Origin of the sequence: Campylobacter sp. US33a (genome assembly GCF_004378855.1) — a bacterium.
GTDB lineage: Bacteria > Campylobacterota > Campylobacteria > Campylobacterales > Campylobacteraceae > Campylobacter_D.
In genome coordinates this window covers 54,545-67,108 of the sequence record NZ_RYYL01000001.1, presented here as the reverse complement: position 1 = coordinate 67,108, position 12,564 = coordinate 54,545, and the positions used below count along the sequence as shown (strand labels likewise).

Annotated in this window: 14 protein-coding genes; all 14 read right to left on the bottom strand. The window is 30.3% G+C overall.

Going from position 1 to position 12,564, the window contains the following annotated elements:
• Positions 1–171: 171 nt before the first annotated feature.
• The 14 genes from fldA to ELQ16_RS00280 all read right to left on the bottom strand — a co-directional run bounded on the left by fldA (position 172) and on the right by ELQ16_RS00280 (position 12,543).
• The gene (fldA, locus tag ELQ16_RS00345) at positions 172–663 is read right to left on the bottom strand and encodes a flavodoxin FldA (protein WP_134237595.1); all 492 of its coding nucleotides are present in this window, start codon (positions 661–663) and stop codon (positions 172–174) included.
• Positions 654–1,391 carry a hypothetical protein gene (locus ELQ16_RS00340; protein ID WP_134237594.1) on the bottom strand — a complete coding sequence of 246 codons (738 nt, stop codon included), beginning with the start codon at positions 1,389–1,391 and terminating at the stop codon, positions 654–656. The genes fldA and ELQ16_RS00340 overlap by 10 nt, the downstream gene beginning before the upstream one ends.
• Positions 1,392–1,394: 3 nt before the next feature.
• Positions 1,395–1,712 (bottom strand): DUF2325 domain-containing protein, encoded by a 318-nt coding sequence (locus ELQ16_RS00335; RefSeq protein WP_134237593.1) that lies wholly within the window; start codon positions 1,710–1,712, stop codon positions 1,395–1,397.
• 142 nt (positions 1,713–1,854) lie between these two features.
• On the bottom strand, positions 1,855–4,620 hold the full coding sequence (locus ELQ16_RS00330) for a RecB-like helicase (RefSeq protein WP_134237592.1): 2,766 nt from the start codon (positions 4,618–4,620) through the stop codon (positions 1,855–1,857).
• Positions 4,617–6,992 (bottom strand): PD-(D/E)XK nuclease family protein, encoded by a 2,376-nt coding sequence (locus ELQ16_RS00325; RefSeq protein ID WP_134237591.1) that lies wholly within the window; start codon positions 6,990–6,992, stop codon positions 4,617–4,619. Before ELQ16_RS00325 ends, ELQ16_RS00330 begins: the two co-directional genes overlap by 4 nt.
• Positions 6,992–7,552, bottom strand: coding sequence for a FixH family protein (locus ELQ16_RS00320; RefSeq protein WP_134237590.1), 561 nt, complete (start codon positions 7,550–7,552; stop codon positions 6,992–6,994). Before ELQ16_RS00320 ends, ELQ16_RS00325 begins: the two co-directional genes overlap by 1 nt.
• Complete coding sequence (locus ELQ16_RS00315; protein WP_134237589.1) at positions 7,545–8,138, bottom strand: hypothetical protein; 594 nt, start codon at positions 8,136–8,138, stop codon at positions 7,545–7,547. The genes ELQ16_RS00320 and ELQ16_RS00315 overlap by 8 nt, the downstream gene beginning before the upstream one ends.
• Complete coding sequence (locus tag ELQ16_RS00310) at positions 8,135–8,236, bottom strand: hypothetical protein (protein ID WP_134237588.1); 102 nt, start codon at positions 8,234–8,236, stop codon at positions 8,135–8,137. The genes ELQ16_RS00315 and ELQ16_RS00310 overlap by 4 nt, the downstream gene beginning before the upstream one ends.
• Positions 8,233–8,451 (bottom strand): DUF4006 family protein, encoded by a 219-nt coding sequence (locus ELQ16_RS00305; RefSeq protein ID WP_134237587.1) that lies wholly within the window; start codon positions 8,449–8,451, stop codon positions 8,233–8,235. Before ELQ16_RS00305 ends, ELQ16_RS00310 begins: the two co-directional genes overlap by 4 nt.
• On the bottom strand, positions 8,451–9,329 hold the full coding sequence (gene ccoP / locus ELQ16_RS00300; RefSeq protein WP_134237586.1) for a cytochrome-c oxidase, cbb3-type subunit III: 879 nt from the start codon (positions 9,327–9,329) through the stop codon (positions 8,451–8,453). Before ccoP ends, ELQ16_RS00305 begins: the two co-directional genes overlap by 1 nt.
• Positions 9,329–9,592: a cytochrome c oxidase, cbb3-type, CcoQ subunit gene (locus ELQ16_RS00295; protein ID WP_134237585.1), complete on the bottom strand. Its 264-nt coding sequence runs from the start codon at positions 9,590–9,592 to the stop codon at positions 9,329–9,331. The genes ccoP and ELQ16_RS00295 overlap by 1 nt, the downstream gene beginning before the upstream one ends.
• Before the next feature lie 5 nt (positions 9,593–9,597).
• Positions 9,598–10,263, bottom strand: a complete 666-nt coding sequence (ccoO, locus tag ELQ16_RS00290) for a cytochrome-c oxidase, cbb3-type subunit II (protein ID WP_134237584.1) — start codon at positions 10,261–10,263, stop codon at positions 9,598–9,600.
• Between the two features lie 9 nt (positions 10,264–10,272).
• Entirely contained in the window at positions 10,273–11,739 is a 1,467-nt protein-coding gene (gene ccoN / locus ELQ16_RS00285) for a cytochrome-c oxidase, cbb3-type subunit I (RefSeq protein WP_134237583.1), read from the bottom strand.
• Between the two features lie 117 nt (positions 11,740–11,856).
• The gene (locus tag ELQ16_RS00280; protein ID WP_134237582.1) at positions 11,857–12,543 is read right to left on the bottom strand and encodes a response regulator transcription factor; all 687 of its coding nucleotides are present in this window, start codon (positions 12,541–12,543) and stop codon (positions 11,857–11,859) included.
• Positions 12,544–12,564: the final 21 nt, after the last annotated feature.

Here is a 12,564-nt window from a genome sequence, read left to right as displayed (position 1 = left end):
AATTATATTATTTTAAAAATAAAAATAACATTAAATAATAAAATTTATTATTTAATAAATACAAAATATTTTTGTAGATGACTAAACATAAACTAGAATTAAAAAATAATTTTTAAAAAAGCAGGAAAAGGATAAAAAGAGTAATGCTAGAAAAATTTCTAGCATTAAAAATTAAGAAAAATGAGGTTTAATTTGTGCTATCCAAGCATCAATTCTTGACTCAGTTTGATCTTCTTGGTTGTCATTATCAAGTGCTAAACCTACAAATTTACCATCAACAACGGCATCACTTGCTTCAAAATTATAACCATCAGTCGAAATCTCACCTACTAAATTTGCTCCAGCATCTTTTAAATTTTGTGCAAGTTTTCCCATACCACCGCAATAAGTATCAGAGTAACTTTCACTATCTCCCATGCCAAATACAGCTACTGTTTTACCTGAAAGCGAAAGTCCTGAAAAATCAAAACCATCCCAATCATCTTGCAAATCACCACTTCCCCAAGTTGAAGTTCCGCAAATCAATTTATCATAAGAATTGATTTTTGCTGCATCTACATCACTAACATTCAATACATCACTAATCCCTAGTTTTTCAGCGATTGTATTTGCCGCACCTTCAGTATTTCCCATTGAACTACCATAAATAACTGCTACTGACATTGTTTTATTTCTCCTTTTAATTTATTTGTAATTGAATACGGAACTAATTTTAGCATAGTTTTGTTTTTTTCGGATAAAAAATGTTTGATTTCTATGTGTCTTTTGAAATTTTTATTCTTAGGAAAAATAATATAAAACCTTGAAAATTCTTGGTTTTGTATCATTTTTAATGCTTGATTGACTTCTAAAGCAAAATTTGACTTTTGATTTATATCGCAATTCTTCGCATAAATTAACACAGCAAAATGTCCATCAATAAGCAAAAAATTATCTTTTAATTCTAATTGTCTTTTTGGATTTTGTTTAGCAATTTTTTCATACACATAATTGATAAAAAATTCCCTTGCATTAAAAATCAATTCCTCATTTTGATAAAGCATTTGTATCATTCTTGCTACTGGCATTTTTGGTGTAAAAAAAGCATTTTTGAGTGCTGAAAAATCCTTGTATTTATACGCTTTGATCCATAAATGAGAAAAAATACAAAATTTTTTCAAAGGACTTTTGTGCTTAGCCTTTAAAAATGAAAATTTTAAAATATCTTGAATTCTTTTTTCAAAAATCATTCTAAAATTTCTAGCATTTTTTGCATAAGCTATAGGAATCACAAGTTTTTCATCAACAAAAGCATTGTACTGATGTAAAAAAGTTAAATTTAAATCCTTCCTAGTCAAATCCTTAAAAACATCAGGAATAAATTCTTGTTTAAAATTAAAACCAAATAGCATCGTTTAATCCTTATTTTTGCAAGAAAAATTTTGATCAAGATTAAAAACTTTGCAATACTCACAATACACACAACTCACACTTCTTTTCGCGCAAACCAAAGGAATATTTCTTTTTTTAGCCTCGCCTTTAATTTTTTTCATCGTATTGTGGTTTAAAAAACTTGTCAGCATAACAATACATTTTGTATCTTGAGGAATAGGTTTTTTATTAACTCTGTTTTCATTTCTAGCATCCCAGTGTTCGATTTTTTTAGCCCCCAAATCATATAAAACCGCCTTAATAGGCGTTATTTCATCAGCACCTATAACCAAAACAGACATTTTGCTCTCCTTTTATATAATTATTTTGAGAATTATTATTAATAATATCATAAAATATATTAATTTATTTTGAATTTTATTATCAAAATAAATTAATCGCGAGATACTGCTAAAAATAAAAAATGATTTACTTAGATTTTAATCACACTTCTTGAATTTTAATTTCATCTTCTAAACAATACACCAAAAAGGCAGAAGTTTCTTTTTTAAGAATTTCTCGCAAGGAATCTTTATAAAATTTCACTTGCTCTATATGCTTAGTTTGCATCAATAAACTTGTCTTATAATCCAACACACAAGCGCTTTTTTCATCTAAAGCCAACAAATCCACTCTTTTAATTTCACCATTAAAACTAAAATCCTGCTCTTTTAAAAGCTGTTTATTGGCAATAAGCTTGGAAAAATCATCGTTTTGCAAAAGCATTTTGATTCTTTTAAAAAGTCTCGTAAAATCCTCTTCGCTTAAAAAATGCCTAAATTTTCCTTTCGTTTTCTCACAAAGTGTTTCAAAATTTTCTCCATAAGGCAATTTAAGATTTTGCATAAAAAAATGAAAAGCATTACCAAAATAAATTTCAAAGGAATTAAGATACTGCTTATCTTCGACTTCTTGCAAACCCACTTTGACAAATTCTAATAATGCTTGTTGTTTTTCATTGGAGTTAGTATCGAGTTTTTCTTCAGCTATAATCTCACCTCTTTCCTCACAAGCCAAATTTAAATATCTATCGCTGCTAAAATAACTTGGATAACTTCCATTAACCAAAGCTTCATTTCTTTTGATGATAATCAAAGATTTTTTAGCCCTAGTCATAGCCACATAAAGTTTATTAATATCATCTTCTAGCTCGGCTTTTTGTATGGACTCTAAAAAAGCATTATATTTTTCATCTTGGGTGTTTTTGCGAATTTTATCCCTAATTTTAAGCTCCCAACCCATTGAAATATCATACTCTAACAAAATTTTATCTGTATTATTTTGCGGCTTTGAAAGACTATCAAGTAAAATCACATGATCAAATTCTAAACCCTTGGACTTATGCACACTCATAATGCTAATACCCCAATTTTGCTCATTAAGAATTTTTAAATTACAAGGCTCAAACAAAAGTTCTAAAAAATTATTTTTACTTCCGGCGTATTCGATAAATTGTATCAAAGCAATATCGCTTAGATTTAATTTTAATTTTTTTGCCAAATAAAGCACATTTTCTATAGCGCTTTTACTTAAATCAAGCTCTAATCTTGGAAATTCTTCACCTAACAATTCCTTTAAAAATACGCCATAAAATTCATCCCCAAAAATGCAAAATTTAGCATATTCTAACACTGCCTTTACGCTGGCTTTATTTTCTAGTAAAACATTGCTTTGCGTAAAAGCAGAAATTTCATTTTGATGTAAAAATTCCAAAACAAGATCTGCATCATCATTCTTCCAACACAAAATGCAAATTTTTTCTAAAGCGATATTCTTACTTTGCAAAAAGCGAATTTGCCCTAAAAGTGTTTCTAGGGTTTTTTCTTTGATTTCTCTTGATTGTTCCTCTTTAGGTTTCTTTTCTTCATTTGACTGGATAACACGCACAAAACCACCTTTTTTGCTCTCATCATTAGGGGTTTTTTGAGCTATATAGTTTTGAAATTTATTTTCAAAAATTTCATTAACAAAATCAACTAAAATCTTTTGTGAGCGATAATTTGTGTCCAAATTTTCTTTTTGAATTTGCACAAAATCTTTTTGCAAAAGATCAAAAAGCTCTTTTTTGCCTTTGCGAAAACGATAAATACTTTGTTTTTTATCACCCACATAGAAAAAACTTCTATTCTTTTTCACACCTTCACCAGAAACTAATTCTGAGATAATAGGAAGTAAAATTTGATATTGTATCACACTTGTATCTTGAAATTCATCGATTAAAAGATGGGAAATATTGCCGTCAAGTCTAAAATATATCATATCCTTTAAATCGCTTTGCATCAAATCAAGCACTTTTTTACTGACATCACTAAAACTTAAAATATTTTTATTTTTATGGATAATATTTTTAGCCTCACCAAAATGCTCTAATAAATTCATCAATTTAGCGATTTTAAATTCTTCAAGCTCGTTAGCATAAACATTTAAAATTTTTAAGAACTCATCTCTTTTTTTAGAAAAAATTGCATCTTCACTATAAAGATCTCGCAAATATTTTGTGCTTTCAAATTTAGACATAAAAGGTTTTTCTAAAAACTCGTTCAGTTCAAGCTCTTCATTGTCAAAATTAGCACTTAAATTCTTATGATTTAAACCTAAAGCATAAGATCTAAGATCTCTATAGGCTTCATTAAGTTTTGTTTTATCACAAAAGCTAATTTTTAGATTATCTTTAAAATAAGCATTCTCATAAAGCCTTTCAAGCTCTTTAAAAAAGGCTTCTTTTTCATCAAATTCACAAATATAATAAGCCAAGTCCCTAAGCTCTTTCGTGCTTAAAATTTTTAAAAATACTGCCTTAACATCAAGCTCTTCTTCGCTGATCTCAAAATCACTCATAAGCCCCAAATTTAAAGAAAAACTCCTTAAAATTCGACTAAAAAACGCATCAAAAGTTGAAATTTTTAAATTTTGCCTTAAAAAATCTTGCTTCTTTTGATCCCTTAAAGCAATAAGCTCGTCTTTAGAAAAGTCTAAAAGCTCACAAAGAGCTTTGCATTCTGCATTTTTACTGTCTTGCTCTAAATACAAAAAAGTATCAATAACGCGTTTTTGCATTTCATTGGCTGCTTTTTTTGTGAAGGTTAATGCTAAAATTTCATTGATTTTTGCACCCTGTAAAATCAAAGCCACAAAACGCACACTCAAAGCAAAAGTTTTTCCACTTCCAGCACTGGCTTCTAAGGCTAAAAAAGGCTTAAATTTACTCATTTTAACTCCTTTTTATAAAGAAGCTTATAAGGACAATACTCATCTTTTGTATTTTCAAATTCTATCTCTTCTTTACTTTGCAAAACAAGCTCTTCAAGTAATTCTTCAAGCTCCAAAACATCTTTGGTGTTTTTGCCATTTTTAATTTTAAAATCATTTAAATCATAAAATTTTGCGGCACAATTCTTGCCTATTAAAAGCTTATAAAAAGCCAATTGATATGAATTATCTTCTATTTTTCCGCTTTTATAATCAAGAATCAAACGATTATTATTTAAGTTATCAATACGGTCAATAGTCCCTATTAAATCCACGCTAAAACCATTTTTTAATTTATATTTCTTAGGAGGCTTTATCTCAAATTCAGTTTTTTCTACCCTATATCCTTGCGAAAAACGCTCATTTTCTACCTTTGCAAAGCGTGCGAATTTTAATTTCAAAATTTCAACATCAAGTTCTGAAATTTTCGCAATTTTTGCTTGTTTATGCAATAAAAACATAAATTCATCTTCATCAAAAAAATTCTTATTTTGCTGATAATAGAGTTCTAAAATTTTATGTATAAAAATACCTAAATTTTTAGCACTTTTTTGCTCCTCTAAGGCACGAGGTTCTAAAAGATTTAAAATATAACGATAATAATAAGTTCTTTTTTGCTTCAAAAATAAATTCAAACGACTAAAAGATAAAGGGGTGGCAAAAATATTATGCCTTAAAATAGGTGCCTTAAGAGGCTCTAAATTGGGTTTTTTTTCTTCATAATCTAATTTTAAAGCATCTAAATAAGCTTGGGGACTGATTTTATTATCCTCTTCAAATTCAAAATCCAGCTCGTCTAAAAAACGCGATTTGCAACTTTGCTCATTTTCCACATAAGAAATGCTAACTTTTTTCGCTCTTGTCATCAAACTTTCATAATAAAATCTTTGTAAATTTTCTCTTCTTTCATAACTTATAAGTCCTGCTTGTTTGCGAATATCATTGTTTAAAAAAAGCTCATTAATACTTCTTTTGGGAATAATATCATCATTAAAATCAACCATTATTACCCCATCAAAACTAAGCCCCCTACTTTCCAAAAGCCCCATAACAGTAACTTTTCCACCACCAACATCGCTTAAAGTGAGTGAAGAAATTTGTATAAAAAAAAGCTCTAAAAGCTCTTTTAGTGTTAAAGTTTGATTTTTTAGCAAATCCTTAATAAAATAAAGCTCCTTTTCAATCAAAACAATCAGTTCTTTTTTTTCATTCAACAAAAATACTTTTACAAGATCTTCAAAAAAATCTACTTCACACTTTTCATTAAAACGTGCCTTAAAAGTATTAAAATCAAGTTTAAAATAATGCAAAAGCGTATTATGATAGTCAAAAACACTCTCTTTATTTTCAAAATAATCAAGGCTTTTATTAAATTCAAAAGACTCCAAATTTGCACTATCATAAAGCGCTTTTAATTTCTGATAAAAAAAGCTTTCTTTAATGCTAATTCCACTTGCAAAATTCAAAACATTGTTCTTATCCCAAAGCCTTAAAGTATTGCAAAAACATTCATCTGGAGTAATAACAACTATATTTTCAGGTTTTAAACCCGCACGAATGAAATTTGAAATTTCATCCATAACAAAAGAAACTTGCAAGGTTCTTATTTCAAAAGCTCGCAGTTTAACACTTATCTTCGTTTGTGGAATTTTTTCTTGTTTTACAATAGTATGAGTTTTAATATTAAATTCATAATAACAATTTTCATTTAAAGATAATTTTCTTAAAAAATCAAGGTTCGAAAGATATTCTAAATTAAAAGCACTCGTTCTAAAGCATAAAATAAAATCTTTATATTGCGAAATTTGCACAAACAACTCTTCTTCAAAACGACTCAAAAAACCTTGTAAATCATATTTAATACTTTCATATTCATCCAAAAAATCTAAATTTAAACTATAGTTTTTTACCAAAGAAAGCTCATCATGCAAATTTGCCCTATCAAGCAAAGAAAGATAATTTTGAAAAACCTCTTCTAAAATATCCAAATGTTCATTATAAGCAGCATAATAGTCATTATTTTTAAGATCGCAAATACTTCTTTTTTCCAAAGCCAATTCTTTAAAAAAAGAAAAAAGATATTCGTTATTTTTCAAAAAAGCAAAAAATTCAGTCGAAATTCCCAACTTACTTTCCAAATCCTTACTTTTCTTGCAAGCTTCTTGCATCAAAAGCAAAGTCTCATAAGAACTCGCTTTATGAGTATTAAGCAAACAAACTCTATCCAAAAAATCACTGATATGAAGCACAGGATCGAGCAAAGAATTGGCATTTTTATTTTGCCTATAATACTCTTTAATTTGTCTTGTGGAACTAAAAATATTAAGCTTCATTAACGAACAAAAATTTCATAAGTATAAAAACCTACAGCCTGAGTATTTATCCCATCATCTTTATCTGCAATGATTTTAAGCTGAAGTTGCCATCTGCCTTTTTCAAGTCTAGGCAAAACCACATTTATAAAATGTTCTTTGACATTTGAATTTATACCTGTATTTTGCAAAATTTCAAGTCCCAATTTCGCATCTTGCTCATTAGTATGCGGACGCGTTAGCAAAAGCTCTGCGCTAAATTTCGATGATATATTTTCAATTTTATCTTTAAGCACAAAACGCAAGGTATTTTGATCTTGATTTAAATCATAAACTACGCGTCCCTTTTTATCTTTACTTGAGTTTAAATCCAAACTCACGCTAAAAAATTTCTCAAAAATTTCCTGTTTAGCTCTAATTTCATTGATATTTTCATCCACTTCTTGATAAGTTTGAAAATAAACTTTATCTTCATAAACAGGATACTGACTAGCAAAAACAATAGTAGCAATACAAGCAAGAACTATTGCAAAAAGCGAAAGCAAGATTCCATAAGGCCAAAAAGTTTTCTTTTTAGACATTCTTTTTTCTCCTCATTTTTTTCTGAATGTATAGTAAAGCCATAATACAGATAAAGCCGTAAATTCCAATTCTTAAGACATTTAAAGTATCTCTATTTGCATTGCCTATAGAATGAACGAGTTTAACATTAAAATAACTTGCCACCTGATCAACAATATCAGAATAACCATTCAAAACCGCAGCATTAAATTGATCTTTTGCCTTATTTGATGAAAGTAAAGGAAGTATAGAACCACTCCATGGATAAGGACTTAAAACCTTTTCTTTATCAAAAAACACTAAAGCTTCTTTAGTAGCTATAATATCAAGTTGATGAGATTTTTTAGAAAGAACTAGCAAAATAAAAGGACTTGGGAGTTTATCTTTAAATTTAAGCAATTCGTTAAAATCAGTCTTATCACTAATTGCAGCAGCTACAAATACCCCTGTTTTTTCATAGAGCTCATTTCCCATTAAATTAAGCTCATTCACAACTTTATCATTTAAAACATTTTCATTAAAAACAACATGAGAATTGCCTTGCGCTAATAAAGAATTTATAAAGAAAAAAGCAGCTAAAAAGCCGCTTTGTATTAAGAATTTCATCCTATATTAAGATGATTTGCAGTTAAAACAGACCAAGCAGTTACAGCAGCTGCAACAATCAAACCTATAACAATTAAATATTCTAAAGCTTTGCTCATTGTCCATCCTTTACTATCATATGTTTATTGGCATCAGCACCTTTCATAGGAACACTTTGAGGATTATTTAAAGTATAAGGTTTTTGCATTACATCTTGCTGTGCTTTAATACCCCAAATCGTAAGTCCTACCAAAATAGCAAGTAGCAAAACCGTAGCAATTAACATTCCTGTTACGCCCGAAAGTGAAAATACATTTCTATTCATATTTTCCATTACTCACCCCTTGAAAGAGAAATCACATATTCGCCAACAGCTTGTTTTTGAATATCATTTAAAATTCCGCTATTAAACATAGGCATCACACCAATAGCACCGCTTTTACCCCTATTTAAAACTTCTACCACAAATTCAGATTGTCCATACTTGGTAAGATCGGGTGCTAAAACTTCTCCACCTACTATTCCGGTCCCATCTTCACCATGACAAGCAACACAAGTAGCAAAAACCTCTTTGCCGCGAGCTACTAAATCTTCATTTGCTGTTTTTTTAATCGCTGAAATTTCCTTTGCAACATAAGCAGCAACCGCTGGAATATCTTCTTCCGCAACACCAAGTTCAACTGCTGGAGCCATCTCACCCATAAGATAATTCATACCCTTAGAACCTTTTTTCAAAACATCAATAAGCCCTTCTTCAGAACCCCACATAGTAAGATTTTGTGCTTTTCCATTAATCCCATCAGCAGTGATTCCATGGCATTGAGAACATTGGACTAAAAAGATATTTTCACCCATAGCAACTTTATCTTCAGCAGAAAGATTTTTGAATTTTTCTTCAAATTTAACCGTATGAGCCATTACCTCTTCATTGTATTCACCTATTCTCGAATAACCATTTAAAGGATACCCCCAAAGAAAATACCAAATAGCCCAAACAATAGTAAGGAAAAACACAACAGCCCAACCTGTAGGAATAGCATTTTTATACTCACCTATACCATCCCAACTATGCTCACTAAGCTCCGCATCACCTCTTTTTTCTTTCATTTGTTTAAACATTCTACCCACAATTACAAGTGTGATTAAAATGATAAGAATAGCTCCAATTAAAGATAAGAGATTGATATTATCTTCTAAATTTAACCATTGCATCAAATACTCCTTTTATTTTCTAAAATGCTATCATCAATATCATCTTTTAAGGCAAGATTAGCGTATTTTTCGTAATTTCTCTCACCTTTTTTTTCTGCTCTATAAAGATGATACCAATAAGCATATAAAACAACTACCAAAAAAACAACAAAAGCAAAAAAACCATAACCTTGGAAAAGTTCCCATTCTTGTTTTGTAATGGCATCAAAATTTAGCGTGATGATATCTTTAATCACGCCAAATACTATTTTTAAATCTTCCATAAATCCTACTTTAAGCTATTTAAATAAGCAATTAAAGCAACAATTTCTTTAATTTCACCTCTAGCAAAAGCATCTTTTACTTCTTGATTTTTCATTTGATCAACAATGGCTTGTGCTTCAGCTCTTACTTCCTCGCTAGCTTCCTCCCAAGTGCCAAGTTTGGTTTGTCCTTCAACATCATAAGGAACATTAAACACTTTCTTTACAGTCAATGCCTCGGCATAGGCGGTTTTAATATCAGCGTTATTGCTAAACATGTGTTTGTAAGCGGGCATTACCGATGCTGGAACTACAGAAGTTGGATCCCACATATGATTTTCATGCCAATCAGCTGTCCTATAATTTCCTACACGTGCTAAATCAGGACCTGTTCTTTTTGAACCCCATAAAAATGGTCTATCATAAGCAAATTCACCACTTACAGAATACATTCCATATCTATCAGTCTCTGATTTAAAAGGACGAATAAGCTGAGAATGACAAGCATTGCAACTATCTTTAATATAAACTTGGCGTCCCGCAAGCTGTAAAACAGTATAAGGCTTTTTACTTTCAAGCGGTCTTGCATTATTTGCAAAATCTGGCAAAACTTCAACAATACCTGCATAAGCAATCACAACAAAAACTGCTACCGCGAAAAAGAATGGATTTTTTTCTAACCAACTAAACATTTTCTCTCCTTATGCTGCCATAGGTGAAGCACTTTGTGGTTCTTTGTCAAGTACTTTTCCATTAGCAATTGATTTATAAATATTATAAGTAAACATAAAAAAGCCTACAAGATATAACAAGCCACCAATTGCTCTAATCCAATAATAAGGAACAATAGCCGTAACCGTATCTATGAAAGTATAAAGAAGAGTTCCGTATTCATCTGTAGCTCTCCACATCATACCTTGAGTGATTCCTGCAATCCACATAGATGCAAAATAAAGCACTATACCTGTAGTTTGAATCCAAAATTGTGCTTCCATTAATGATTTACTATAAAGCTCTCTTTTAAACATTCTAGGAGTCATATGATAAAGCGCTGCCATAGTCATAAAACCAACCCAACCAAGAGTTCCATCATGCACATGCCCTGGAATCCAATCCGTAAAGTGAGCTAGAGCATTTACAGACTTAATAGAAAGAATTGGTCCTTCAAGAGTTGAGAACATATAAAAAGTTGATGCCAAAATCATAAATTTAATCAATGGACTTTCTCTTAATTGACTCCACTCACCTTTCATAGTAAGTAAAATATTAATAGCTGAACCCCAAGAAGGCAAAATAAGCACAATTGAAAAAACAGAACCCATTGTTTGCATCCAATCAGGCACAGTCGAGTAAATCAAATGGTGTCCACCTGCCCAAAGATAAACAAACATTAAACCCCAAAATGCAAATAAGGAAAGTTTATAAGAAAAAATTGGTTGTCCACTTTCTTTTGGAAGAAAATAATAAATTTGAGCAATAATACCTACGGTGAATACAAATGCAACTGCATTATGTCCATACCACCATTGCACCAAAGCGTCATTGGTTCCTGCATACATTGATACACTATGCCACCAATTTCCCATACCGCTTACAAAATAAGTCGGAACAGACATATTATTAAAAAGATAAAGCATGGCTATACCTAAAAATGTAGCTATATAATACCAAAGCGAAATATACAAAGTTTTTTCACGACGAATTCCAATGAGTCCAAAAATACTTATACCCCATAAAATCCATACAAGAACTACAAGTATATCTAAAGGCCATTCAAGCTCTGCATACTCCTTTGAGGTGCTAACTCCTATAAACAAAGAAATCACAGCCAAAATCATTGTGATCATATAGAGCCAAAAGTGAATTTTTCCTATAGCCATCAAAAATGATGACTCTGCCATGCTTACTTTTAAAACGCGTTGGCCTATATAATACCAAGTAGCCCAAATTCCTGAAAGCATAAAACCAAAAATCACACCTGAAGTATGAAGCGGTCTAAGTCTTGAAAAAGTTCCGTACTCACCAGCTAAATAGTTTAAATCTGGATACGCAAGTTGAAAGGCTATAAGCGTGCCAATGGCCATACCTATAATACCAAACAATATGGTAGCAAACATAAAGTATTTAGCAACCGTATAGTCGTAGTTTAATGCATTACCTGGGTGCATTTCCTCTCCTTATTTTGGAATTAACAAGCTAATATTATAAAATAATAATTATAGAATTTTTCTTAAAAATAACATTTTTGTTAATCGTTTGTTATTTTTTATATTTTAAGGTATTTCTTATCCTAAATTATCAAGACTAATCTTATAGCCCAAACCTGGAATATTTTTAATAAATTTATCATCTGTTTTATCACGAATTCGTTTTATAAAAGTTCTAATTGCCGCATTACTCACACACTCATCTGCCCAAATATTTTTTTTAATACTCTCATGAGACACTAAAACTCCAGGCTGCTCGGTAAGTAAATCAATAAAGGCAAATTCTTTTTTTGTTAAATTAATCTCTTGATTGTCTTTTAATAGAATTTTTTTAATTTTATCAAAACGATAATGCTTGGAAATAACCACAATACTAGAAGGTTCTATTTTGCTATCCGCTAATAATGTAAAAATTTGTAACAATTCCTTAATATCTACGGGTTTTATTAGGTATTTATCTACACCAACATCAATAGCTTTTAAAAGCCTATCCTTCTCAGAAAAAGCTGACATAATAACAATAGGCACTTCTTTTGAAATGCTTTTGATTTCTTTTGCCATATCCAAACCGTTCATAATAGGCATACTAATATCCGAAAGTACCAAATTGGGTTTAAATTTTTTAAATTTTTTTAAACCCTCATTGCCATTTTGTGCGATCAAAATTTTTAAAAAATATGGCTTTAAAGCATCAATCAGCGTTTCTCTAATGCTTTCTTCATCCTCAACGATTAATAAGCTTAATTTTTTAAAATTCGTTTTCATTAATACCCTTATCACTTTAAA